Annotated in this window: 23 protein-coding genes; 12 read left to right on the forward strand and 11 right to left on the reverse strand. The window is 72.1% G+C overall.

Going from position 1 to position 24234, the window contains the following annotated elements; translation table 11 throughout:
* Positions 1–60: 60 nt before the first annotated feature.
* Complete coding sequence (locus LL648_RS06510; RefSeq protein WP_232661488.1) at positions 61–678, reverse strand: hypothetical protein; 618 nt, start codon at positions 676–678, stop codon at positions 61–63.
* Between the two features lie 50 nt (positions 679–728).
* On the opposite strand from LL648_RS06510, the gene LL648_RS06515 reads away from it, so the two are divergent.
* Together LL648_RS06515 and LL648_RS06520 are read left to right on the forward strand one after the other, a co-directional pair.
* Positions 729–1355: an RNA polymerase sigma factor gene (locus LL648_RS06515; protein ID WP_232661489.1), complete on the forward strand. Its 627-nt coding sequence runs from the start codon at positions 729–731 to the stop codon at positions 1353–1355.
* Positions 1348–2082 carry a hypothetical protein gene (locus LL648_RS06520; RefSeq protein WP_232661490.1) on the forward strand — a complete coding sequence of 245 codons (735 nt, stop codon included), beginning with the start codon at positions 1348–1350 and terminating at the stop codon, positions 2080–2082. Before LL648_RS06515 ends, LL648_RS06520 begins: the two co-directional genes overlap by 8 nt.
* Here LL648_RS06520 and LL648_RS06525 read toward each other — a convergent pair.
* Positions 2075–2878: an NAD(P)H-binding protein gene (locus LL648_RS06525; RefSeq protein ID WP_232661491.1), complete on the reverse strand. Its 804-nt coding sequence runs from the start codon at positions 2876–2878 to the stop codon at positions 2075–2077. The two genes, LL648_RS06520 and LL648_RS06525, sit on opposite strands and share 8 nt — an antisense overlap.
* A gap of 65 nt (positions 2879–2943) precedes the next feature.
* Between LL648_RS06525 and LL648_RS06530 the strand changes: the two genes are divergently transcribed.
* On the forward strand, positions 2944–3516 hold the full coding sequence (locus tag LL648_RS06530; protein ID WP_232661492.1) for a TetR/AcrR family transcriptional regulator: 573 nt from the start codon (positions 2944–2946) through the stop codon (positions 3514–3516).
* Here LL648_RS06530 and LL648_RS06535 read toward each other — a convergent pair.
* The 3 genes from LL648_RS06535 to LL648_RS06545 form a co-directional block, all read right to left on the reverse strand.
* Positions 3479–4516 (reverse strand): winged helix DNA-binding domain-containing protein, encoded by a 1038-nt coding sequence (locus LL648_RS06535; RefSeq protein WP_232661493.1) that lies wholly within the window; start codon positions 4514–4516, stop codon positions 3479–3481. The two genes, LL648_RS06530 and LL648_RS06535, sit on opposite strands and share 38 nt — an antisense overlap.
* Before the next feature lie 436 nt (positions 4517–4952).
* The gene (locus LL648_RS06540) at positions 4953–7217 is read right to left on the reverse strand and encodes a molybdopterin-dependent oxidoreductase (RefSeq protein ID WP_232661494.1); all 2265 of its coding nucleotides are present in this window, start codon (positions 7215–7217) and stop codon (positions 4953–4955) included.
* Positions 7218–7247: 30 nt separating this feature from the next.
* A complete protein-coding gene (locus tag LL648_RS06545) occupies positions 7248–7868 on the reverse strand; it encodes a TetR/AcrR family transcriptional regulator (RefSeq protein ID WP_374111991.1) in 621 nt (206 codons plus the stop codon).
* Between the two features lie 147 nt (positions 7869–8015).
* Here LL648_RS06545 and LL648_RS06550 point away from each other — a divergent pair, with 147 nt between their 5' ends.
* From LL648_RS06550 to LL648_RS06560, 3 genes are read left to right on the forward strand one after another with little or no spacing between them, the layout of a single operon-like run.
* Positions 8016–8720, forward strand: a complete 705-nt coding sequence (locus LL648_RS06550; RefSeq protein ID WP_232661496.1) for an esterase/lipase family protein — start codon at positions 8016–8018, stop codon at positions 8718–8720.
* Positions 8684–10114, forward strand: a complete 1431-nt coding sequence (locus LL648_RS06555; protein WP_232661497.1) for a WS/DGAT/MGAT family O-acyltransferase — start codon at positions 8684–8686, stop codon at positions 10112–10114. Before LL648_RS06550 ends, LL648_RS06555 begins: the two co-directional genes overlap by 37 nt.
* A complete protein-coding gene (locus LL648_RS06560) occupies positions 10111–11862 on the forward strand; it encodes an AMP-dependent synthetase/ligase (protein ID WP_232661498.1) in 1752 nt (583 codons plus the stop codon). Before LL648_RS06555 ends, LL648_RS06560 begins: the two co-directional genes overlap by 4 nt.
* 217 nt (positions 11863–12079) lie before the next feature.
* On the opposite strand, the gene LL648_RS06565 is transcribed toward LL648_RS06560, so the two are convergent.
* A complete protein-coding gene (locus tag LL648_RS06565) occupies positions 12080–12337 on the reverse strand; it encodes a DUF7218 family protein (RefSeq protein WP_232661499.1) in 258 nt (85 codons plus the stop codon).
* A gap of 42 nt (positions 12338–12379) precedes the next feature.
* Positions 12380–13906, reverse strand: coding sequence for an MFS transporter (locus LL648_RS06570; protein WP_232661500.1), 1527 nt, complete (start codon positions 13904–13906; stop codon positions 12380–12382).
* Positions 13907–13966: 60 nt separating this feature from the next.
* Here LL648_RS06570 and LL648_RS06575 point away from each other — a divergent pair, with 60 nt between their 5' ends.
* On the forward strand, positions 13967–14590 hold the full coding sequence (locus LL648_RS06575) for a TetR/AcrR family transcriptional regulator (RefSeq protein WP_232661501.1): 624 nt from the start codon (positions 13967–13969) through the stop codon (positions 14588–14590).
* 66 nt (positions 14591–14656) lie between these two features.
* Here LL648_RS06575 and LL648_RS06580 read toward each other — a convergent pair whose 3' ends face one another.
* The gene (locus tag LL648_RS06580; protein WP_232661502.1) at positions 14657–15325 is read right to left on the reverse strand and encodes a class I SAM-dependent methyltransferase; all 669 of its coding nucleotides are present in this window, start codon (positions 15323–15325) and stop codon (positions 14657–14659) included.
* 174 nt (positions 15326–15499) lie between these two features.
* The gene (locus tag LL648_RS06585) at positions 15500–16099 is read right to left on the reverse strand and encodes a PadR family transcriptional regulator (RefSeq protein ID WP_232661503.1); all 600 of its coding nucleotides are present in this window, start codon (positions 16097–16099) and stop codon (positions 15500–15502) included.
* A gap of 156 nt (positions 16100–16255) precedes the next feature.
* On the opposite strand from LL648_RS06585, the gene LL648_RS06590 reads away from it, so the two are divergent.
* Complete coding sequence (locus LL648_RS06590; protein ID WP_232661504.1) at positions 16256–18076, forward strand: NAD(P)/FAD-dependent oxidoreductase; 1821 nt, start codon at positions 16256–16258, stop codon at positions 18074–18076.
* 315 nt (positions 18077–18391) lie between these two features.
* The gene (locus LL648_RS06595) at positions 18392–19405 is read left to right on the forward strand and encodes a sigma-70 family RNA polymerase sigma factor (RefSeq protein WP_232661505.1); all 1014 of its coding nucleotides are present in this window, start codon (positions 18392–18394) and stop codon (positions 19403–19405) included.
* Here LL648_RS06595 and LL648_RS06600 read toward each other — a convergent pair.
* Both LL648_RS06600 and LL648_RS06605 read right to left on the reverse strand, forming a co-directional pair.
* Positions 19392–20090, reverse strand: a complete 699-nt coding sequence (locus LL648_RS06600) for a class I SAM-dependent methyltransferase (protein WP_232661506.1) — start codon at positions 20088–20090, stop codon at positions 19392–19394. The two genes, LL648_RS06595 and LL648_RS06600, sit on opposite strands and share 14 nt — an antisense overlap.
* A gap of 9 nt (positions 20091–20099) precedes the next feature.
* Positions 20100–20714 carry an HAD-IA family hydrolase gene (locus tag LL648_RS06605; RefSeq protein WP_232661507.1) on the reverse strand — a complete coding sequence of 205 codons (615 nt, stop codon included), beginning with the start codon at positions 20712–20714 and terminating at the stop codon, positions 20100–20102.
* Positions 20715–20766: 52 nt separating this feature from the next.
* Between LL648_RS06605 and LL648_RS06610 the strand changes: the two genes are divergently transcribed.
* The 3 genes from LL648_RS06610 (at position 20767) to LL648_RS45040 (ending at position 24231) form a co-directional block, all read left to right on the forward strand.
* Complete coding sequence (locus LL648_RS06610; RefSeq protein WP_232661508.1) at positions 20767–21960, forward strand: ROK family transcriptional regulator; 1194 nt, start codon at positions 20767–20769, stop codon at positions 21958–21960.
* Positions 21950–23098 carry an epoxide hydrolase family protein gene (locus LL648_RS06615; protein ID WP_232661509.1) on the forward strand — a complete coding sequence of 383 codons (1149 nt, stop codon included), beginning with the start codon at positions 21950–21952 and terminating at the stop codon, positions 23096–23098. The genes LL648_RS06610 and LL648_RS06615 overlap by 11 nt, the downstream gene beginning before the upstream one ends.
* A 323-nt stretch (positions 23099–23421) precedes the next feature.
* Entirely contained in the window at positions 23422–24231 is an 810-nt protein-coding gene (locus LL648_RS45040) for a helix-turn-helix domain-containing protein (protein ID WP_232661510.1), read from the forward strand.
* Positions 24232–24234: the final 3 nt, after the last annotated feature.

Genomic DNA, 24234 nt, shown 5'->3' on the forward strand with positions numbered 1-24234 from the left:
GACGTTCTGGCTGTTGTTAGCGCTCACAAACAGCCAAAATGTCGTTGTCGACGGTCCTCCCTACGCCCGCCGCTTGCGGACGTAGAGGGCGCCGGCGCCGGCCGCGGCCACCAGCACGACCCCCGTGATGGCCCACGCCGGGAACGTCGGCGCCCCGGACGGGGGTGGGGTGGTGGCTGCTGCCGGTTGCAGCACCGCCGGTTGCGGGCCGGCGTGCGGCGCGTCGGGCGGCCGGATCGCGCCCCAGTAGTTCTGGCCCGCGGGGGTCGGGTCGTCGGGCAACGGGTTGGGCTGCAGCGCGCCCGGGACGGTGAGGGTGCCGATCTCGTAGTCGGCGAAGAGACCCTGCCGGGCGACCACCTTCCACGTGCCTTCACGCGGCACGCGCACGGCCGTCGCGTAGTGCGCGGGCTCGGCCATCGCGACTCCCGCGAAGGGCAACGTCTCGCCGTTCTCGGCGACCAGGACGATCGCGGTCGCGCCCAGATCGCCCTCGTACGGGTGGGTGCCGTGCTGCAGCACCCAGTACCCGACGGTGTAGGTGGGGCCCGCTTCCACGCGGGCGGGCAACGGGTCGAGGAGCGTGTTCGCCCACCCGCCCGCAAACGCGGGCGTGGCCGCGAGCACCCCGAGCAGCAACGCGGCCGTCGCGGCCGCGGCGATCCTGAGGAGTCCCATGCCGGTGATACACCGCGGGAACCCGCCCGGTTCCAGCGGTGTAGGAGAGCATGAAGGACCTTCAGGGCGGAGGCGCGGGACTGGGCGGGATCGAGCAGGGCGAGCGCGACGGCGAGCTGGTGCGGCAGGCGTTGGACGGTGACCTGCACGCCTACGAGCAGCTCGTCCGCCCCCACCTGCCCGCGGCACACCGCACCGCGGTGCTGCTCGCCGGGCGCGGTGACGCGGAGGACGTCGTGCAGGAAGCGTTGGTGAAGGCCTACCGGGCCTTGGCGCGGTTCCGGCCCGAGCGGGACGGCGTGCCGCGCGAGTTCCGGCCGTGGCTGCTGCGGATCGTCGCCAACGAGGCCCGCAACGCGAGCCGCTCCGCCCGGCGACGGGCGGGGCTGTGGGCCCGTGCGCAGGCCGTCACGCTCGACGTCGTGGTGCCCGCCGCCGAGCACGACGCCGAGCGGACGGCGGCGCGGCAGGCCTTGCTGCTGGCCGTGCAGGGCCTTGCCGAGCGCTACCGCGTGGTCGTGACCTGCAGGTACCTGCTGGAGATGTCGGAGGCGGAGACGGCGGAGGTGTTGGGCCTCTCGCCGGGAACGGTGAAGAGCAGGCTCTCCCGAGGGCTCGCGCAACTGCGCAAGGTCGCCGGGCTGTGGAGCGGGCAGGAGGTGACCCGGCATGGCTGACCAGCTCGACGAAGCGTTGCGTGACCTCGGCCGGGTCCTCGACACCGGCCCGGTTCCCGACGTCATGCCCGAAGTACTGAGCAGGCTGGCCGAGCCGCGGCGACCGCGCCGCGCGCGATGGCTGATCGGCGGCGGTTTCGCCGCGATCGTCGCGGTGCTGATCGGGGTGGTGCCGGGTGCGGCGAGCGCGGTCGGCGGCTTCTTCCAGAGCCTGCCCGGCGTCCTGTTCAGCCAGTCGTCCGAGGCGCTGCCGCCGCCGGGCGCCGGCCGCCTCGGTGAGGCACTGGGGCTGCACGGGCCGGTGTCGCTCGACGAGGCCCGGCGGACGTTGCCCTTCCCCGTCCCGCTGCCGTCGTCGCTCGGCGAGCCGGACGAGGTCTACCTGCAGGGGGCGCGCGCCGCGACGCTGGTGTGGCGTGCCGGGCCGCGGCTGCCGGAGATCGGGCCCTCCGGGATCGGGCTGGTGATCGACGTGATCGACCCCGACCGCGGCCCGATCTTCGAGAAGCTGCTCACCGCGCCGCCCGAGCGGTTCGACATCGACGGCCAGCCCGCGGCGTGGACCGCCCGGCCGCACCCGCTCGTCCTGCTCGACGATCAGGGTGCGCCGCTGCAGACCCGGCTCTCGACGCGATCGCTCGTCGTCGTCGAGGAGCGCTGCACGGTGCGCATCGAGTCGGTGCTCGACCGCGAGGGCGCGATCGCGATCGCGATCACGATCAGCTGAACTCGGCGGTGTTGGCCGCCACCCACTCGGCGAACGTCGTGCCGGGGCGGCCCATCACCTCGGCGAACGCCGGCGAGACCGGCTGCGGGTGCTCCGCGAGCATCCGCATCCCCTCGACGTACCACTGCGCGAACTCGCCCATGTCCGGTTCGAGCTGCGCCGTCGCCGCCTCGGGGCTGATCTCGACGTAGGGGATGTCGCGGCCGAGCGCGACGCCGATCTGCCGCACCTTCTCCGCCCGGGTCAGCGTCTCCGGGCCGGTCAGCGGGTAGGCCTTGCCGGCGTGCCCGTCCTCGACGAGCAGCCGCGCGGCGATGGCGGCGATGTCGTCCATGCAGATCATCGCGTTCGCCGAGCTCGCGTAGGCGTCGTGCACGATCCCCTGCTCGCGGATCGCCTGCGTCCAGATCGTCGCGTTCTCCATGAACTCGCCGGGCCACAGATGCGTGAAGGGCACTCCGGACTCCTCGACGGCGTTGTTGACCTCGCCCCAGTGCTGGTCGGGCTCGCCGGAGACGTCGACGATCAGCCGGACGCCGGCCTTCCCGGCCATCGTGACGACCTCGGTGACGGTCTCCGGGGCGGGCGCGAGATACATCTTCTCGACGCCCTCCAGCGCGGCCTGCAGGGTCTCCGGCTTCCTGATGTATCCGACGGCCACCTCGACCCCGGACGGGAGCGCCGCTTTCTTCGGGTTGGTGGTCAGCGCGCGGATGTCGGTGGCGCCCTCCTTCAGGAGGTGGTCGACCACAAGCCTGCCGATGTTGCCGGTCGCGCCGGTCACGAGAATCGTCACAGCACGAGAGACTACCAGAATGGAACTCCAACGTTCCAATTCTGTATGTGGATATCCTTCCTCTCATGTCCGGTCCACGCGAGCGCACCCGGGCGGCGATCCTCGAAGCGTCCGCCGTCGTGCTCGGCCGCAACCACGACGCGACGCTGCCCGCGGTCGCCGAGGCGGCCGGGGTCGGCCGCACGACGTTGCACCGCTACTTCCCCGACCGCGAGTCGCTCCTCTCCGCCACGACGGCCGACTCGCTCGCGGCGGTCGAGCAGGCCGTCACGGATGCCGCGATCGAGGACGGCTCGCCCGTCGACGCGATGCGCAGGCTGGTCGCGGCGATGGTCTCGGTGGGCGACCGGCTGATCTACCTCTTCGGCGACCCGCGGGTGCTCGGCGTCGATGATGACGATTGTCCCGACGAGGACGCGCAGCCGGAGCCGTCGGCCGACCAGCGGGTGATCCAGATGATCAAACGCGGCCAGGCCGAGGGCGCCTTCGACGATCAGCTGACCCCCGACTGGATCCAGCAGACGCTCTGGGCGCTCGTCTACACGGGCTGCGAGGCCGTCCGCAACGGCGAGCTGACCAGGCACGCCGTCGTCCCCATGGTCACCCGGACGCTGGAAGGCGGGATCCGGCCGGCCTGACCCACTCGGCGACGGCTTCCGCTTCTGCGGTGAGCGCCTCGGTCGTTCCGGCGTCGGGTGGGTCGAGGTAGGTCACGGTGGCCCGGTCCGCGCGCAGCGACCAGGTGCCGACCACCCGCCCGTCCACCGTCGCGACGGCCCGCAGGATCCCGCCGCCGGGGTGCACGGCCTTCGCGTGCGCGAGCGGGACGGCGAAGCCGCGGTCCTGCCAGCCCAGCAGGTATGGGTCGAACGCCGGCAGCAGGCGGGCCGGCACCGGGTCCTCGTCCGGCGGCCGCTCGGCGAGGCCCAGCAGACCGTCGTCCACCTCGACGACCCGGTCGGTCGCCGCCCGCAACGCCGCGCGGGCGTCGCGCAGCGGGATCCCGGCCCAGCGGGCCAGGTCCGTCTCGGTGGCCGGTCCGTGCCCGCGCAGGTACCGGACGGCGAGCGACGGCTCGGGCTCCTGCGGGCCCAGCCAGTCGGCGGCAAGGGCGTAGGCCTGCTGGCCGTCGGCGACCGGGCCGAGAACGACCGTCCCGCGCAGCGCGGCCAGCCGCAGCACGTGCGGCCCGACCTGCCCCTCCGCCGGGATACCGGCCGACCGCAACGCCTCGACCAGATCGGCCCTCGGCAGCGGACCGCGCTGGGCCAGCTCGCGCTCGACGAGCTCGACCGCGCGTTCGGCGGTCTCGGCGGGAACGCCCTGCTCGGCGAGGCGGCGCAGGCTCGTCACCTCGCCGCCGGGCGCGGTGAGCCGCAGCAGCCAGCGGTAGTCCGCGCTGCGGACGAGGTGCAACGTTCCGCGCCCCAGCCAGCCGACGACGAGCGAGCGGTCGACGGTCAACGCCCGGTCGATGTCGGTGGCCCGCTCGACCCCACGGGCCCGCAGCGCCAGGTAGGCGGCCCGCAGGTCCTGCGCCTGGACGGCCAGCAGGTGCTCGACCACCGCCTCCGGCGACCGCCGCCCGGGCAGGAGCAACTGCGCGGCGGCCCGCCGGCGCCTGACGCGATGACCCACTCACCAACCCTCCCGACGTCACCCTCCGTGCCCGTCGCCGGGGTCGGCTTGGTTCAGGAAAGTCCGCCATGACCTCCGGGCCGCCACGAGGGATGGGAATCCGTGCTGGGCGCGGCCCGGCCTGCCGGGCGGTCGGGAGTGCCTTGCGCACGCATCCGCGGGGACGTGCTGGGGTTGGGGTGTGTGCGTTGCGCACGCGAGGGCAGGAAAGCCACTTTCAGGCCCTGTGAGGGCAGGAAAGTGGCTTTCCTGCCCTCCACCTGCACCCCGGGGGCAGGTGGCCGACCGCTCGTCGTGGGACCGGGTGGGGTCGACGTTGCATACCGTGGGTGTGCGTTGCACATGGCTGGCCATGTGCAAGGTGTGTCGACGGTGTGCAACGTCGACCCAGGGCTTGCGGCGATTCACCTGACAGCCACTTTCCTGTCCCCACGGTTCAGGAGAGTGGCTTTCCTGAACCAGCCGCGACCACGGAGCGTGTTGGACGGGTCGGCTCCGTCGCCCCGGCCGGCGTGACGGTGACGGGGATGCCGTTCAGCACCGCGTTGCCCGAGAGCGGGTCGATCTCCAGCTCGTCGGTGAGCAGGTTGCTGTTCACCCCGGCGTGCGCGCGGGCGACGGACATTCCCGTCTCCGCGTGCCCCCAGCCGTGCGGGAGGCTGACGACCCCGGGCCGCACGTCGTCGGTCACCAGCACCGTCACCTCCACCGCCCCAACGCGGGACGTCACGGTCGCGCGGCCGCCGTCCACGATCCCGGCCGCAACCGCGTCGGACGGCGAGATGTGCAGCGTGCACCGGTCGGCGCCCTTCACCATCGCCGGCAGGTTGTGCATCCACGAGTTGTTGGACCGCAGGTCGCGCCGTCCCACCAGCGTGAGCCCGGCGGTCGACGTGAGCAGGTCGGCGAGCCGCGGCGCGTCGTCGACGATCGGCTGTGGGGCCAGCTCGATCGTCCCGCTCGGCGTCCGCAGCACCTCGGGGATGCGCGGCTGCAGCGGCCCGAGGTCGACGCCGTGCGGCGCTGCGGCCAGATCGTCGAGCGTCAGGTCGTACGGGCCGGCGCGCAGCATCAGGTCGAGCATCCGGTCGGCGCCGCGGCGCTCGCCGAGCTCGGCCACCAGCTCCGCGGGGTCGCGCCCGTGCAACGGCGAGCTCGGGTCGGCCGCCGCCGCGGCCGCGGTGCGCTGCACGACGAGGTCGTCGAGCGCCTCCGCGGTGGTGCCCAGCATGATCGCGGCCAGCCGCAGGATCAGCTCGCCGTCGCTCGGGCGGCCGTCGGACGGCGGGAACACCGGCGGCGACCAGTGCGCGACGTTGCGCGTGCTGAACTGCGCGAACGGCAGGTCGTACTGGCTGCGGGTCAGCGGCGACGGCGCCGGCAGCACGACGTCGGCGTGCCGGGTCGTCTCGTTGAGGTACGCGTCGATGCAAACCATGAAGTCGAGCTGCCCGAGCGCGGCCTCCAGCCGGGCCCCGTTCGGTGTGGAGAGCGCGGGGTTGCCCGCGACCGTCACCAGCGCCCTGATCCGCTCCCCGCCGGGCCCGGGGGTGTCGATCTCCTCGGCCAGCGTGGCCGCGGGGAACTCGCCGAGCACGCTGGGCAGGCCGCGCACGCGGGTCCGGCGCGGCCCGCCGACCCGCACGCCGCGCCCGCGGCCCGGCTCGCCCGCCGTGTTGTCGGTGCGCGCCGCGGGCTTCGTGAACAGGGCTCCACCAGGGCGGTCGAGGTTGCCGGTGAGCACGTTCAGCACGTCGACGAGCCAGCTCGCGAGCGTGCCGTGTGCGGTCGTGCAGGTGCCGATCCGCCCGTAGACGGCGGCGCTCGGCGCGGCGGCCAGCTCCCGCGCGAGCCGCCGGATGTCGGCGGCCGGCACCCCGCAGGCCTGCGCCACCGTCTCCGGCGGGTACGCCGCGACGATCTCGCGCACGTCGTCGAGACCGCTGACGTGTGGCGCGAGCCGTCCGAGTGTGACGAGGCCCTCGGCGAACAGCGTGTGCGCCATTGCGGCGAGCAGCAGCGCGTCGGTGCCCGGCCGGATCGTGACGTGCTCGTCCGCCGCCTTCGCGGTGCGCGTCCGGCGCGGGTCGACGACTACCAGCCGCCCACCGCGCTTGCGCAGAGCGCGCAGCCGCCCCGGCATGTCCGGCGCGGTGAACAGGCTGCCGTTGCTGACCAGCGGGTTCGCGCCGAGCACCAGCAGGTGGTCGGTGCGGTCGACGTCCGGGATCGGCACCGACATCACCGTGCCGAACATCAGGCCGACGGCGAGGTGCTTCGGCATCTGGTCGACGGTGCTCGCCGAGTAGCGGTGGTCGGTGCCCAGCGCCTTGATCAGCATCGGCGCGTAGAGCAGCGCGGCGTGATCGTGCGCGACCGGGTTGCCGAGGTAGACGGCCACGGCGTTGCGCCCGTGCTCCTCGATCAGCTTCGGCAGGCGCGCGGCGATCTCGGCGAACGCCTCCTCGAAAGTGGCCGGCACGAGCTCGCCGTTGCGCCTGATCAGCGGCGTGGTGAGCCGGTCGGGGTCGTGGTGCAGCTCCCCGAGCGCGATGCCCTTCGGGCAGGCGAACCCGCGGCTGAACTCGTCCTCCGTGTCGCCGCGGACGCTGACGACCCGCTCGCCGCGGGTGGTGATCACGAGCCCGCAGGTGGCTTCGCAGAGCGGGCAGATCCGGTACGACGTGCGTTCGTCCGTCATCGAGCACCTCTCGGGTCGGGCGGGTCGCGGTCAAGCGGGGCGCAGTCCGGCGAGCAGGAGGTCGGCGAACTGGTTTCCGACGTCGGCCGCCGAGAGCGGGCCGTCGGGCCGGTACCAGGTGCCGAGGTGGTGCACGCTGCCGAAGAAGAAGTGCACGGTGAGGTCGGTGGGGGCGTCGGCGCGGAAGAGCCCCGCCTCCTGGCCCTCACGGACGATCTCGCGGAACCGCTCGTGGTACGCCCGCCGCTGCGCCCGGAACTCGCGCTGCTTCTCGGGATTCAGCTGGTGCATCGAGCGTTGGAAGATCGTGGTGTCGTCGAGGTTCGCGATGCTCGTGACCACGACGTCGCTCGCCGCGGCGTGCAGCCGCTCGGCCGGCCCGCCGGCGCCGGTCGCGATCTCTTCCAACCGGTGGCGCTGCATCCGCAGCACCCGCGCGTAGATCTCGTGGAGGAGGTCGTCCTTCGAGTCGAAGTAGTGGTAGAGCGCGCCTTTCGTCACCCCGGCCGTCTCGACGATCTGGGCGACGGAGGTCCGCTCGAAGCCCTGCTTGGCGAACAGTCGCGTGGCCACCTCGAGCAGCCGGTCGGGCAGTGCACGGGCCGTCGTCGCTGGTGCAGCCATCGGTTCACCTCCGGAGCTCCGGAACATACCGACCGGATGGTATCCCAGGTAGAGGCCCTGTTCAGCTCCTTGACACGAGGTGACCACCCCGGCTTCACTGCCGTGGCGGCACAACGGAGTGGAGACGGACGCATGTCGGTGACGAACACGCCACGGCGCCCGTCGCGTTTGTTGATGGGCCTGGAAGCGCCACGCGCGACCGTCGAGCTCGCGATGCTCGCCGCCGCGGCGCCCGCGGTGGTGCTCGCCCCGCGCGGCGACGGCCACACGGTGCTGGTGCTGCCGGGCTTCATGACGAACGACCTCTCCACGCTCGCGCTGCGGGTCGTGTTGCGCGGCCTCGGCCACGACGCCCGCGGATGGGGCCTCGGCACGAACCTCGGCCCGACATCGTCGATCGTCGACGGCCTGCTGCACCTCGTCGACGACGCGTGGCGCGACAGCGGCCGCCCGGTGAGCCTCCTCGGGATCAGCCTCGGCGGTGTCTACGCACGTCAGCTGGCCATCCGCAAGCCCGAGCGGGTGCGCCAGGTGATCACGCTCGGCAGCCCGTTCCGCTTGCCGACCACGTACTCTGGCCCGCACATCACGAACGCGAGCAGCCTCTACCGCATGCTCGGCGCGCTGCACGAACGCCCGGTGACACCGTCGGAGGCGCCGCTGCCGGTGCCGAACACCGCGATCTACACGCGCACCGACGGCATCGTCCCGTGGGAGTCGTGCGTCAACGTCGAGGACGAGCTCAGCGAGAACGTCGAGGTGTTCGGCAGCCACTGCGGCCTCGCGCACCACCCGATGTCCGTCCGCGTCGTGGCCGACCGGCTCGCGCAACCCGAAGGCAAGTGGATGCCGTTCCGGGTGCGCGCGGCGGCCGCCTGATGGAGCAGATGAGCCTGCTCGACGCGTCGTTCCTGTACATGGAGAACGACACCACCCCGATGCACATCGGCGGGGTCGCGGTCTTCGAAGGCCCGCCGGCGACGCACGACGAGCTGGTCGAGCGGTTCCTCGCGAAGATCCCGCTGGTGCCGCGCTACCGCCAGCGCGTCCGGTTCCTGCCGTTCGACCTCGGCCGGCCGGCTTGGGTCGACGACCCGTACTTCTCGATCGAGTACCACGTGCGCCGCACGGCCGTGCCCGCGCCCGGCGGCCGCGCCGAGCTCGACAACCTGGTCGGCAGGGTCATGTCGCAGCACCTCGACCGGGCGCGGCCGCTTTGGGAGATGTGGATCGTCGAGGGGCTGGAGGACGGGCAGTGGGCCGTCGTCTCCAAGGTCCACCACTGCATGGTCGACGGCGTCTCGGCGACCGACCTCATGTCGGTGCTGTTCGACCTGGAGCAGCACCCGGCGCCGCTACCCGTGCAGCCCGAGTGGAAGCCGCGCCCGGAGCCGTCCCTGTTGGAGGTGGTCGGCGGCACGGTCACGGGGATCCTCAGCCCGGTCGACCGGGTCTGGCGGCTGGTCACGGCCCTGCGCACGCCGAGGCAGGCCGCGGGGAGCGGGCTGGAGGCGGCCCGCGCGATCGCGGGTCTCGCGCCGAAGCTCGTCCCGACCCCGAAGTCGTCGCTCAGCGGCTCGTACGGCCCGCACCGCCGCTGGACGTCGGCGCACACCTCGCTCGCCGACATCAAGACGATCCGCGCGGGCTGCGGCGGCACGATCAACGACGTCGTCCTCACGGCGATCACCCGGGGGTTCCGCGACCTGCTGATCGCCCGCGGGGAGCAGGTCGACGGCCGCTCCATCCGCACGATGGTGCCGGTGTCGGTGCGCGCGGAGAGCGAGCGCGGCACGTTCAACAACAAGGTGTCCGCGGTGTTCGCCGATCTCCCGGTCGGGTTCGCCGACCCGCTCGCGCGGCTCGCGGAGATCCGCAAGTCCATGGACGGGATCAAGAAGTCGAAGGGCGCCGTCGCGGGCGCGCGGCTGACCGAGCTGAGCGGGTTCGCCCCGCCGATGCTGCTCGCCGCGGGCCAGCGGCTGGCCACGACCGTCCCGCAGAGCAGCTTCCACACCGTGACGACGAACGTGCCGGGCCCGCAGCGGCCGCTCTTCTTCGTCGGGCGCAAGCTGCTCGAATCGGCGCCGACGATCCCGCTCGCGGCGTCGCTGCGGATCGCGATCGGCATCTTCTCCTACGACGGTGGTGTCCACTTCGGCCTCACCGGCGACTACGACACCGTGCCCGACCTCGCCGTGCTCGCGCGCGGCATCGAGGCGGGTGTCACCGAGCTGCTCGAGATCGCGACCGCACCGGGAGGACGAGGATGACCACGCACGACGTGACCCGATCCGAGACGATCACCGAGACGGTCGCGGCGCTCTCCCGCACCGCGGCCGAGCAGTTCGCCGATCGCCCTGCGCAGCGGTTCCACCGCGACGGCGAGTGGCACGAGCTGACGTTCGCGCAGCTGCACACCATCGCCACCGAGATCGGGTGCGGGCTGATCGGCCTCGGCGTCGGGCCCGGCGAGCGGGTCGCGGTGCTCTCCGACACCCGCCCCGAGTGGTTCCAGGCGCAGCTGGGCATTGCCGCAGCAGGCGGGGTCGTGGTGCCGATCTACCCGTCCAGCAGCGTCGAGGAGTGCGAGTGGGTGCTCTCCGACTCCGGCACCGTCGCGGTGGTCTGCGAGAACTCCGCCCAGCTCGCCAAGGTCGAGGCGGTGCGGGACCGGTTGCCCGAGCTGCGGCACGTGATCATGGTCGACGCGCTGGCCGAGCTGCGGTCGGCCGGCGGCGACACCGCCGAGCTGGAACGGCGCACCGCCGCCGTCCAGCCGGACGATCCGTCGCTGATCATCTACACCTCGGGGACGACGGGCCGGCCGAAGGGCTGCGTGCTGACCAACCGCAACATGACGGCCTGCTGCCGGCTGTGCGCCGAGATGGAGGTCGTCACCCCGGAGGACGTGGCCTACCTGTTCCTGCCGCTCGCGCACGTCTTCGCGCAGACGGTCGTGCTCGGCGCCGCGAGCTCCGGCGCGCTCGTCGCCTACAACAGCGGCGGCCCGACAGCGATCATGGCCGACCTGCAGGCCGTGCGCCCGACGTTCCTCCCGTCGGTCCCGCGGATCTTCGAGAAGGTCTTCGCCGCCATCGCCGGGATGGTGCCGGCCGAGATGCGCGAGCAGGCCGTGCACGCGGGGCTCGCGGTGCGTGAGCTGCGGGCTGCGGGCCGGGAGGTCCCGCCGCCGCTGGAGGCCGGTTTCGAGAAGGCCGACGAGCAGCTGTTCTCGAAGGTCCGCGCGGCGTTCGGCGGCAGCCTGCGGCAGGCGATCACGGGCGCGGCCCCGATCGCGCCGGAGATCCTGCAGTTCTTCCACGCGGCGGGCGTTCCGGTGCACGAGGGCTACGGGCTCTCCGAATCGGCCGGCGTCGGCACGTTGAACACCGCCGACGCGCTGAGCATCGGCTCGGTCGGGTGCGCCGTCCCCGGCTGCGAGATCCGGATCGCGGACGACGGCGAGATCCTCATGCGCGGCCCGCACATCTTCGCGGGCTACTGGAAGAATCCCGAGGCGACCGCGGACATCCTCTCCGACGGGTGGCTGCTCACCGGCGACCTCGGCAGCCTCGACGAGGACGGCTTCCTCTCGATCACCGGCCGCAAGAAGGACATCATCATCACGGCAGGCGGGAAGAACCTCACGCCGAACAACCTGGAGAACGACCTGCGCCAGTCGCGGTGGATCTCGCAGGCGCTGATGCACGGCGACCGCAGGCCCTACCCGGTCGCGCTGATCACGCTCGACGCCGAGATGGTCGTGCCGTGGGCCGCGGAGCGCGGGCTGCCGGGCGAGGTGGCCGCGCTCGCCGTCGACCCGCAGGTGCGCGGGCTCGTCCAGGACGTCCTCGACCAGGTCAACAGCCGGTACGCGAAGGTCTCGCAGATCAAGAAGTTCACGATCCTCGACCACGACTTCTCGATCGAGACCGGCGAGCTCACCCCGTCGCTGAAGGTGAAGCGGCGGGCGGTGGAGGAGCGCTACCGCGGGCTGCTGGACGACCTCTACGGCTGAGCACGGACCACCGCCGCGCCTGGATGCGTGCGTCTGCACGCGAGGGCAGCAAAGCCACTTTCCGGCCCTCACAGGGCAGGAAAGTGGCTTTCCGGCCCTGCCCGGCGCGCCCAGGGGTGCACCCAGGGTGGTCCCGGCGGTGCCAGGAAAGTGGCTTTCCTGGCACCACAGGACAGGAAAGTGGCTTTCCTGGCACCTGCCGTCCGCCGTCGCCCCGCTAGTGGTTGCGGAGCGCGCTGACGAGCTCCTTGCGGTTCATGCTCGACCGGCCCTTGATGCCGACCTTCTTGGCCCGCTCGTAGAGCTGCTCCTTGCTCATGTCGTCGTAGCTGCCGGACTTGCCGCCCTTCTTGCTGACGGTCTTGCGGCCCTGGTTCGCGCTGGCGTTGGCGACGCGCGCCGCCTTCTCCTTCGACGCGCCCGACTTGCGGACTTCGCGGTAGGTCTTCTCGTCCTTGATGCTGGAGTTGGGCATGCCGGCGGGTACCCCGCGGCCGTTCGGCGCAATCAGCGCACGTCAGCGGGCCCGGCGCAGCACCACCGGTACCACCACGGCCGACACGATCGCGACGGCGGCGCCCACCCACGCGCTGAGCTGCAGGCCGCTCGCGAACGCGGAGGTGGCTTCGGCCATCAGGCGCCCGGCGACGTCGGCCGGCAGCGTGCCGGCCACCGTCACCGCGCCGGCGAGCGAGTCGGCGGCCGCTGCGGCATCCGCGGCCGGGAGCGACCCCGGCACGGCTCCGTCCATGGCCGCCCGGTAGACCGCGACGCCGACGCTGCCGAGCAGCGCGATGCCGAGCGCGTTGCCCAGCTCGCCCGCCGTCTCCGAGATCGCCGACGCCGCTCCCGCGCGTTCCGCCGGGGCCGCGCCGATGATCAGGTCGACGCTGAGCGTCGACGCAGGCGCGACACCGAGCCCCATCACCACCGTGCCGACGATCAGCAGCGCCAGGCTCGACGAGGCCTGCGTGATCACGATCAGGCCGGCGGCCGCGATGGCGAGACCGACCCCGACGATCACCCGTGCCGGGATCTTGCGCACCAGCGCCGTCGAGAGCATCGACGCGGCGATGATCGCCACGGCCTGCGGGAGCAGCCACAACCCTGCCTCCAGCGGGCTGAGCCCGATCACCAGCTGCAGGTGCTGTGCGATGAGGAAGAAGATCCCTGCCATCACCGTGCCGATCAGGATGTTGACGCCCACGGACGCGCTGAAGGCGGGGTTGCCGAAGAGGCGCAGGTCGATGAGCGGGTGCACGAGCCTGCGCTGGCGCGAGACGAAGAACCCGCCGACGACGAGGCCGACCACGACGGCGACGGCGGCTGCCGCCGTGAGCCCGTGCGCGGCGACGTCCTTGACCCCGTACACGATCGCGAGCACGGCGACGAGCGAGAGCGCGGCGCTGAGCAGGTCGAAGCGGCCGGCGCCGGGGTCGCGGACCTCGGGCAGCAGCAGCGGGCCGACGATCAGCAGCACCACCATCACCGGCAGGTTCAGCAGGAAGACCGATCCCCACCAGAAGTACTGCAGCAGCAGGCCCGCGACCACCGGCCCGATCACCACGCCGACCGAGAAGCTGGTGACCCAGAGCCCGATCGCGACCGTGCGCTGGCCGGGGTCGGTGAACAGGTTTCGCAGCAGTGCGAGCGTCGACGGCATGAGCGTCGCGCCCGCGATGCCGAGCAGCGCCCTGGCCGCGATCAGCAGCTCAGGGGTCGGGGCGAACGCCGCGAGGACGCTGGCCAGCCCGAACGCCGTGGCGCCGATCAGCAGCAGCCGTCGGCGGCCGATCCGGTCGCCGAGCGTGCCCATTGTGATCAGCGAGCCGGCGATGAGGAACCCGTAGATGTCGGTGATCCACAGCAGCTGGGTGTTGCTCGGCTGCAGGTCGGCGCTCAGCGCGGGCGTTGCCAGGATCAGCACGACCAGGTCCATCGAGATGATCAGCGTCGGCAGCACGAGCGCTGCGAGGCCGAGCCATTCGCGCTTGCCGGCCTTCGTGGTTGGGATGTCGTTCTCTGGCACGACGTTCTCGGCCATCTCCGCCTCCTCCGATTGCGTTCCGATCCGGAACGTAACATTGGCGGTAGAGTTGCGTCCATGCCTGGTCGTCCCCGTGACCCGCACATCGCGGCAGCTGTGATCGAGGCCACGCTCGCGGCGCTCGACGAGGGCGGGTACACGCGGTTGACCGTCGAGGATGTCGCCCGCAGGGCGGGTGCGACCAAGCCGGCGATCTACCGCCGGTGGCCGACCCGCCAGCACCTCGTGCTGGCCGCGCTCTCGGCGCGGATCAGCGCGATCGGGGTGCCCGACACCGGTTGCACGATGTGCGACCTCGGCGAGGGCATCGACATCTTCGTGACGGCGTTCCAGCGCATCCGCCCCGACGTGCTCGGGCCGCTCTTCGCCGACTGCGCGGCCGAGCGGTCGCTGCGCGAGGAGTTCATGACGTCGCTCTTCGAGCCGCCGCGCACGGCCGTCGCGCAGATGCTCGACCGCGCCGTCGCCAAGGGCGACCTGCGCCCCGACGTCGACACCACGCTGGTCCTGGACATGATCGGCGCGCTCGTGCACTACCGGGCGCTGTTCGGACTCGCCACCACCGGCGGGGTCGACGTCGGGCAGGCGGTCGACGCGCTGCTGCGCGGGATCGCCGCGGACTACCCGGCGCTACTGGCGCACAGTCGAGCGATAGCCGCACACGACCACGAGCACGTGTAACCATCGACAACGACGTTCTGGCTGTTTGTTAGCGCTAACAACAGCCGAAACGTCGTTGTCAACGGGCTACTTGGTGAGGCGGACGTCGAGCGTGATGCCGTCCCGCGTCACCGTGCAGCCGCCGAAGGCGCTCCGCGCGGCGAGCTGCTCGAAGCCCGCCCGCGAGTACGCCCGGCGGCGGAGCCACCTGAGCGGGATCGTGGTCAGCAGTGAGGTGAGCCTGCTGCCGCCCATCGCCTCGACCTCGGCGCTGAGCTGCTCGTCCGTCGCGTCGCGGTCGAGGTCCTGGATCACGGCGACGCCGCCGGGGTGCAGCACCCGGTGCATCTCGTCGAGCGCCTCGACGGGCTGCGCGAAGTTCTTGAACGCCGCCTGGCAGACGACGAGGTCGAACGAGCCGTCCCGGAACGGCATCCGGCCGGCGTCGCCGTGCCGGAAGTCGACCTCGACGCCGGCCGACCGCGCGGTCTCGCCCGCGATCTGCACCATCGTGCGGCTGATGTCGAGCCCGGTCACCGCGAAGCCGAGCTTCGCGATCTCGACGGCCTGGTAGCCGGGCCCCGGCGCGATCTCCAGCACCGTCGCGCCCTCGGCCAGGCCCGCGGTGAGGCTCGCCGCGGCGGTGCGGTAGCTCGCCATCTGGGGCGCGGAGCCGCGCATCTTCGCGTACCAGCGTGCCGAGGCGCCTTCTATCTCGGGCACGAGCTTGCGTCGCTTCGGTCGGACGTCCTGCATGGTTGTTGTTCCTCCACAGTCGGTTCTGGATCGGTTGTTGTCCGAACCGCCCCGTGGGAACGTCCCCTAGCCTGTGGATGCCACCTCGTGGCCGGGATCCGTTCCGCGGGTTCGGTTCGAGGTCGAAGGCCGTCCCGGCGGCGGTGTTGCCGCACCTTCGCCGGGTTCGGTCGTTCACTTCGTCGCCTCGGTGTGCCACTCCTTCCACTCGGCCAGGCCTTCGAAGGTCCCAGACGTGAGCTCGCCGAGGAGCGCCCGCACCCAGCCCGCCTCCGCCTCGCGCATCGCGAGCTCGTACTCGCTCTCGACGAGGAAGAGCCGCGTGACCTCGGCGCGGAACCCCTCGATCGCCGCGCGCTGCGCGGTGATCTCGGCATCGAGCCTGCCGAGCCGCTCGCGCAGCAGCGCGACGACGTCGTCCGGTGGGAGCGCGGCGGCGATCGAGAGCCCCGCGACGAACGGCGACCGCTCGTGCTGGGGCATGGCGAGCAGCTCGCGCACCCAGTCGTCCAGCTCGTCCCGGCCGGCTTCGGTGATCCGGTAGACGGTGCGCTCTGGGCGCCCACCCACGCGCTCGCTGCCGATGGGCTCGATGAGGCCGTGCTTCTCCAGGTTGCCGACGACGGTGTAGAGCGAGCCCCACTTGATCCGCATGTCGTGGTCCTTGCCGCGGCTGCGCAGCACCGACGCCATCTCGTAGGGGTGCATCGGCTGCGAGTGGACGGCGGACAGGATGGCGAGCGCCATCAGGTTCCCGACCTTGCGCCGCGCCATGCGACCTCCCTTACTCGTGCACGAGTATACGTCGGCGAGCAATCTCTTGGACAGGTGCAAGAAGGCGCGTGCCCTCCTCATCCGGCCGCATGGGTGGCAGTGTCGGTGGTCGGGAGCCCTCGATGCGGAGGGCGCAGGACCACAGGGGAGCCGCTCGTGACCCGTACCGTCGATCCCGAGGCCGCCACGGCCACATCGCCGCAGCAGCGGGTGGACGCGTGGCTGGCCGATTTCGAGTCCGCGCTGGCCGCGAAGGACGTCGAGCGGGCCGCCGCCCTGTTCGCGCCGACGAGCTTCTGGCGCGACCTCATCGCGTTCACGTGGAACCTCACCACCGTGGAAGGGCCCGACGGCGTTGCCGGGATGCTGCGCGAGGTGATCGACACCGTCGGCGCGAAGGGGTTCCACACCACGGAGGAGGCGACCGAGGCCGACGGCGTGACGGACGCGTGGATCGGTTTCGAGACCGCCGTCGGGAGCGGCAGCGGGCACCTGCGACTCACGGCCGACGGCGCCTGGACGCTGCTGACCACCCTCTACGAGCTCACCGGCTACGAGGAGCCGCAGAACGAGCTGCGTCCCAAGGGTGTGCGGCACGGCGCGATCAAGGACCGGGTCACGTGGCAGGAGGCGCGCGAGGCCGAGCTGAACGAGATGGGCCGCACGCGCCAGCCGTACGTCGTGGTGGTCGGTGGTGGGCAGGGCGGCATCGCGCTGGGCGCCCGGCTCAAGCAGCTGGGCGTGCCGCACGTCGTCGTCGACCGGCACCCGCGGCCCGGCGACCAGTGGCGCGGCCGCTACAAGTCCCTCTGCCTGCACGACCCCGTCTGGTACGACCACCTGCCCTACCTGCCGTTCCCCGCGAACTGGCCGATCTTCTCGCCCAAGGACAAGATCGCCGAGTGGCTCGAGATGTACACGCGGGTCATGGAGATCAACTACTGGTCGTCGACGACGTGCCGCAGCGCGTCCTACGACGCGGACGAGGGCGAGTGGACCGTCGTCGTCGACCGTGACGGCGAGGAGGTCGTGCTCCGGCCGAAGCAGCTGGTGCTCGCCACCGGGATGTCCGGGAAGCCGAACGTGCCGGTGCTGCCGGGGCAGGACGTCTTCCGCGGCGAGCAGCACCACAGCTCGCAGCACCCCGGCCCCGACCGGTACAAGGACAAGAAGGTCGTCGTCATCGGCTCGAACAACTCGTCGTTCGACATCTGCGGCGCGCTGTGGGAGGTCGGCGCGGACGTGACGATGGTGCAGCGCTCCTCGACGCACATCGTGCGCTCGGACACGTTGATGGACCTCGGCCTCGGTGACCTCTACTCGGAGCGCGCGGTGGCCGCGGGCGTCACCACGGCGAAGGCCGACATGATCTTCGCGTCGATCCCGTACCGGATCCTGCACGAGTTCCAGACCCCGGTCTACGCGGCGATCAAGGAGCGCGACGCCGAGTTCTACGAGCGGCTCGAAGGCGCGGGCTTCCGGCACGACTGGGGCGAGGACGAGTCCGGCCTGTTCATGAAGTACCTGCGCCGCGGCTCGGGCTACTACATCGACGTCGGCGCGGCCGACCTCGTCGCGAACGGGGACGTGAAGCTCGCGCACGGGCAGGTCACCGAGCTCACCGAGGACGCCGTCGTGCTGGCGGACGGCACCCGGCTGCCGGCCGACGTCGTCGTCTACGCCACCGGCTACGGCTCGATGAACGGCTGGGCCGCCGACCTGATCAGCCAGGAGGTCGCCGACAAGGTCGGCAAGGTGTGGGGCCTCGGCTCCGACACCACCAAGGATCCAGGCCCGTGGGAGGGCGAGCAGCGCAACATGTGGAAGCCCACCAAGCAGGAAGGGCTGTGGTTCCAGGGCGGGAACCTGCACCAGTCGCGCCACTACTCCCTCTACCTCGCGCTGCAGCTGAAGGCGCGGTACGAGGGCATCCCGACGCCCGTGTACGGGACGCCGGAGGTGCACCACCTGCGCTGACCCGCGCGCCGGGTGGCTCCGCCGCCGTGGGGGTGCCGTCAGGTGTATCGCGCAGCTCAACCCGGGGTTGGGGAGGGCAGGAAAGCCACTTTCCTGCCCTGTGAGGGCCGGAAAGTGGCTTTCCTGCCCTCGTGTGCGGAACTCGCACAACCCGGCTTTCCTGGCACCGGCCGGAGGCCGGGGCCGCCCCGTGGGATAGTCGAACTGCCCTCGAACCTGCCGATCCCGCCAGTTTCCCCGAACTGTCGGTGCCTCGTCGTAGGGTGTTCCCGCCGGACATGACGGTGTCCCGAGGGTCTGAGGAGGCGGCGCACGATGACCGAGCTGGTTGCTGGCGCGGCTGCGGAGGGCGAGCTGGAGTCGATGCTGGAGAAGCATCGGGTCGAGCTCACCGGCTACTGCTATCGGATGCTCGGTTCGGCGTTCGACGCCGAGGACGCCGTGCAGGAGACGATGGTGCGGGCGTGGAAGAGCTACGACAAGTTCGAGGGCCGATCGTCCCTCCGCTCGTGGCTCTACCGGATCGCCACCAACGTCAGCCTCACCATGCTCGAGGGTCGTGGCAAGCGTGCGCGGCCGATGGACTTCGGGCCGGCGGCGACGGTCGAGACGGCCACGCTCGGCGAGCCGCACGGCGAGGCGACGTGGTTGCAGCCGATCCCCGATGCGTGGGCGATCCCGGCGGAGGGTGATCCCGCCGAGCTGGCCGTCGCCCGCGAGTCGATCCGGCTCGCGTTCGTCGCGGCGCTGCAGCACCTGCCCGCTCGTCAGCGCGCCGTGCTGATCCTGCGCGAGGTTCTGCAGTGGAGCGCCGCGGAGACGGCCGAGCTGCTGGGAAGCACGGTCGCGTCGGTCAACAGCGCGCTCCAGCGGGCCCGGGCCACGCTCGCCGATCAGCAGCCCACCCTCGCCGAGGGCGGCACGGCGGTGGCGCAGGACCAGGAGGAGCTGCTGCGCCGGTTCGCCGATGCGTTCGAGCGCTACGACGTCGAGTCGATCGTCACGATGCTGCACGAGGACGCCGTGCTCTCGATGCCGCCCTACGAGCTGTGGCTGCAGGGGCCGGCGGAGATCGGCAAGTGGTACGTCGGGCCCGGCAAGCCGTGTGAGGGCTCCCGGCTGGTGCCGATCATGGCGAACGGCATGCCGGCGTTCGCCCAGTACCGGCCCAACGGCGATGGCAGCCACGAGGCGTGGGCGCTGCAGGTGCTGGAGATCACCGACGGCAAGATCACGCACCAGAACGCGTTCCTCGACACCGCCACGATGTTCCCGCTGTTCGGTCTCCCCCTGCACCTGGAGCCGGGCGAGCAGGTCACGGCAAGCTGAAGAAGATCATCGGGTTGCGCAGGGTGCCCCGGGCGCCCTCGATCCCCAGCTCGGCGCGCAGCGCGTTGAGCTGGGCGAACACGGCGGGTGCCTGACGTCGCGAGGCGCTGAACACCGGCACCTGCCGGCGTTGCAGCCAGGTCACCACCTCCGCGCCCTCCGACCACACGCGGGCCTGCCGCCCGCGGAACACGTCGTGGACGCTGACCGGTGTGCCCGAGCGCATCAGCGGGAAGAGGTTCTGCAGGTACCACCGGCCGAAGCGGCGGCCGTGGTCGGCGTCGACGAACAGGTAGTCGACGGCGGCTGGCACCTTCGTGAGGTTCGCGCGCATGTCGCCGGCGACGAAGGTCCACCGGTCGCCCACGAGCTCCGACGGCACGTTCCGCACCACGTTGTGGATCTTGTCGAACGAGTGCAGGTGGCCGGTGCCGTTATCGCGCAGCGCGCTGAGCAGCCACGTCGTCGACCACCCGTGGAACGTGCCCAGCTCCATCACCGTCTGCGGCCGGAGCTCGCGCAGCTTCAAGTAGGTGATCTCGGCCTCGAGATCGTCGAGCTGCGGGGTCATCCGCCCGCGGGTCGCCTCCCGGAACGCCCGCTGCTGCTCGATCACGGCACCGAGGTCGGACGTGTACTTGCGGTACAGCTCGCAAACACGTTCCAGCTGGTCGAGCTCATCCACGCCTGAACACTACTTGCGCGGGCCGGGGAGGAGCTCGTGCAGCGTCCCGATCCGCAGGTCCGCATCGAGGCCGCGCAGCGCCGCCACCTTCGCGCCGGCCGCCCGGCCGGAGACGATGCCGGGCTCGGCGTCCTCCACGACGAGGCACCGCGTCGGGTCGACGCCGAGCAGCTGCGCCGCCTTGAGGTAGCCGTCGGGCTCCGGCTTGCCGCGCTCGATGTCCTCGACCGTTACCAGCAGCGGCGCGTCGATCCCCGCGGCACCCAACCTCGCCTTGGCGAGCCGGACGTCGGCGCTGGTCACGACCGCCCACGGCACGCCGGCCTCGGCGAGGGTCGCGACCAGCTCGTGGGCGCCGGGGGTGGCGACGACGTCGGCGAGGTCGTCGTACTGGAGGTCGAGCTGCCGTGCCGCGGCGGCTTCGACCTGCTCGTCGTCGAGGTCGGGACGGATCCGGCGCACGGTCCGGTCGGCCGGGCTGCCGTGCGCGATCGCGAGCACTGCGGCAGGATCTACCCCGTACTCCGCCGCCCACGTCACCCATGCCCGCTCCACGGCGGCGTCGGAGTCCACCAGCGTGCCGTCCATGTCGAACAGCACGGCGTCGACGCTTCGCAGGTCCACGTTCTCTCCTCCGATGGTTTATCCTCGCCACACGAGGATAAAGGAGTGAGCGGTGCTGGCAAGTGGTGCGGGTGATCGGGCTCGCCGTGAGCGATGGCGGGCGGCGGCCGACGTGCTGGCCGAAGTGCGTCGCGAACCGGGTGTGACCAGGGCCGATGTCGCCAAGCGGCTGCAGCTGACGAGCGGCTCGGCCGCGGAGATCGTCGGGCGGCTGCGCACGTTCGAGCTGGTCGGCGAGGAGCGCGCGCCCGCTTCCGGGCGCGGCCGGCCGACCACCGTCCTCACGGCGAACCCCAACGGCCCGCTCGTCGTCGCCGCTGAGCTGCGCCACGAGGACTGGCGCTGCGCCGTCGCGGGCCTCGACGGCACGCTCGACGTCACCGCGACCGGCCGGCACGGCGCCGGGGCCGACCCCGAACGGGTGCTCGGCGCGGTGCGCGCCGCGATCCGCGCCGCGCGGGACGGGCACGGCGAGCGGGTGGTCGCCGTCTCGATCGCCGTCGCGGCGACCGTCCGCGACGACGGCATCGCGCAGGCGGCCGGCCTCGGCTGGGGCCAGGTCGAGCTGGGGTCGCTGGCCGGCGAGCCGGCGCTGCCGCTGCTCATCGGCAACGACGCGACTCTCGGCGGCGTCGCGGAAGCCCGGTCGGGTGCCGCGGTCGGCGCCCGGACCGCACTGCACCTGCTGGTGGAGGTCGGGGTCGGCGGCGTACTGGTCGTCGACGGCAGGCCGCTCACCGGCGCGGGCGGGGCGGCAGGCGAGTACGGCCACGTCCCGTTCGGCGACCGCAAGCTGCGGTGCCCGTGCGGGGCGCTCGGCTGCTGGGACATGGAGGTCGACGGGCGGGCGCTGGCCCGGCACCTCGGCCGGCCGGCGCCGGTCGACCCGCGGACCTACGCGCGTGACGTCCTGCAGCGCGCCGACTCCGCAGCGAGGACGGCGGTGGCGACGGTCGCGAGGGCGCTGGCCTCGGGCATCGCCGGCCTCGTCAACGCGCACGACCCGGACGTCGTGACGCTCGGCGGGCTCGCCGGCCCGCTGCGCGCGGCGGCACCCGACGCGTTCGCCGCGGCGCTCGCCGAAGGGCTGATGACATTCCGGCAGGCCGCGCCCCCGCCGGTGCTCGATGCCGTGCACGGCGACGACGGCGCGCTCCGGGGCGCTGCCGCTGTCGGGCTCGACGCGGCCGTCAGCGCTAGCGCGCTGGCCGACTGGGCGGACAGGAGGGAACGACATGCCGGATGACGTGGTCCCGTTCCGGATCGAGATCCCGGAAGCGGAGCTCGCCGACCTGCGCGCGCGCCTGCGCGGCACCCGCTGGCCGGAGGCGGAGACCGTCGACGACTGGTCGCAAGGGGTGCCGCTCGCCTACCTGCAGGATCTCTGCGGCTACTGGGCGGAGCACTACGACTGGCGCCGCACCGAGGCGCGGCTCAACGCGTTCCCGCAGTTCCGGACGGAGATCGACGGGCTCGGCATCCACTTCCTCCACGTGCGCTCGCCGCACCCGGACGCCCTGCCGCTCGTGATGACGCACGGCTGGCCGGGTTCGATCGTCGAGTTCATGAAGGTCGTCGGCCCATTGACCGACCCGGAGGATCCGGCCGACGCGTTCCACGTGGTCTGCCCGTCGCTGCCCGGTTACGGCTTCAGTGACAGACCCACTGCGCCGGGGTGGACGGTCGAGCGGATCGCGGGCGCGTGGGTGCAGCTCATGGCCCGGCTCGGGTACCGCCGGTACGGCGCGCAGGGCGGCGACTGGGGCACCAGCATCTCCACCGCGATCGCCCAGCTCGACCCTGAGCACGTCGTCGGGATCCACCTCAACCCGCCGCTCGCCCCGCCCGACCCGGCAACGTTCGACGACCTGACCCCCGCCGAGCAGGCGTCCCTCGACGCGCTGGAACGTGCGAAGGACTGGGAGGACGGCTACTCCGTGCAGCAGTCGACCCGCCCGCAGACCATCGGGTACGGGCTCGTCGACTCGCCCGCGCTGCTGTGCGGCTGGATCGTCGAGAAGTTCCGCGCGTGGACCGACTGCGACGGCCACCCGGAGAACGTGCTCACGCGCGACGAGATGCTCGACGACGTGATGCTCTACTGGCTGCCGCGCACCGGCGCGTCGTCGGCCCGGCTGTACTGGGAGAGCATCCGCGCGGTCGCCGCGCGCTTCCGCGACGGCGTCACCGACACCGTCGACGTCCCGACCGGCTGCTCGATCTTCCCGAAGGAGCTGCCGCGGCCGTCGAGGCGGTGGGCCGAGCGCCGGTTCGTCGACATCAGGCACTGGAACGAGCTGCCGAAGGGCGGCCACTTCGCCGCCTTCGAGCAACCGGCGACGTTCGTGGACGAGGTGCGCACGTTCTTCCGGCTGGTCCGCTGAGCCGCGGCTTTCTCGGCGCCACATGGTGAATCGACCCACCGGGCCCACGGACTGGCCGCGTGTGGGGGGCAGGAAAGCCACTTTCCTGCCCCCACAGGGCCTGAAAGTGGCTTTCCTGCCCTTGCATGCGCAACGCACACATCCCGCCCCAGCACGAGTTCTCATCCCTCGTGGCGGCCCGAAGGGCATGGCGGGCCTTCCTGGCACCTCCGCCACACCCGGCCCCAGGCCGCGTGTCCGGGACCCGGCAGCCGCACCCGGCGCCCTCACCGAGCCGCCGACGCACCGGCTGGTCCGCTGAGCCGCGACTACCCTTGGGCGTCGTGCCCAGCTCGACGATCCACTGGCCGGGGATGCGTTCGGAGTACGCGTCCCTGCCGCCGAGCGATGGCACGACCACCACGAAGGCGAACCAGCTCGGGGTCTCGTTCTCGCAGCACACCGGTCCGGTGCGAACGGTCGACGGGCGGTCGACCAAGGCCGACGTCGCCGCCGGCGCCGTGTTCGTCACCGGCTCCGACGCGATCACGTGGAGCGAGGTCGGCGAGTGGACCGAGGCGATGGAGATCTACCTCGATCCGGCGCTGCTCCCGGCCGGAGGTGAGGTCGTGACGGCGATGGACGCCCGCGACGGGGTGGTGCTCGGCGCGGCGCACGTGCTGCGCAGGGCGCACCTGACCGGCGGCCGGCTCACCGACGTGGAAGCGAGCACCCTCGCGCACCGCCTCGCCCGTCACCTCGATGACGTCTACGCGCCCGGCGCCCGGAAGCGGGTGAACCCACCCGTCGGCGCCATGGACCGCAAGCTGGTGGACCTCGTCGTGCAGTTCGTCGACGCGCACCTGCAGGAGACGCTCACGCTCGACCGGCTCGCGGACGTTGCCGCGTTGAGCCCGTTCCACTTCGCGCGGGCGTTCCGGGCGAGCACCGGGATCAGCCCGCACCGGTTCGTGACGGCGCGCCGCATGGAGGCCGCACGTGCCCGCTTGGTGGGATCGCGGGAGAGCGTCGTGGACATCGCGCATGCCGTCGGGTTCTCCAACGTGAGCCATTTCCGCAGGGTGTTCCGCCGTGAGCTGGGGGCGCTGCCCGGCGAGGTGCGTGGGACAGCAGGAATGGACCCTCCGCGGTAGCCG

Origin of the sequence: Pseudonocardia sp. TRM90224 (assembly GCF_021245725.1) — a bacterium.
In the GTDB taxonomy this organism is placed as follows: Bacteria; Actinomycetota; Actinomycetes; order Mycobacteriales; family Pseudonocardiaceae; genus Pseudonocardia.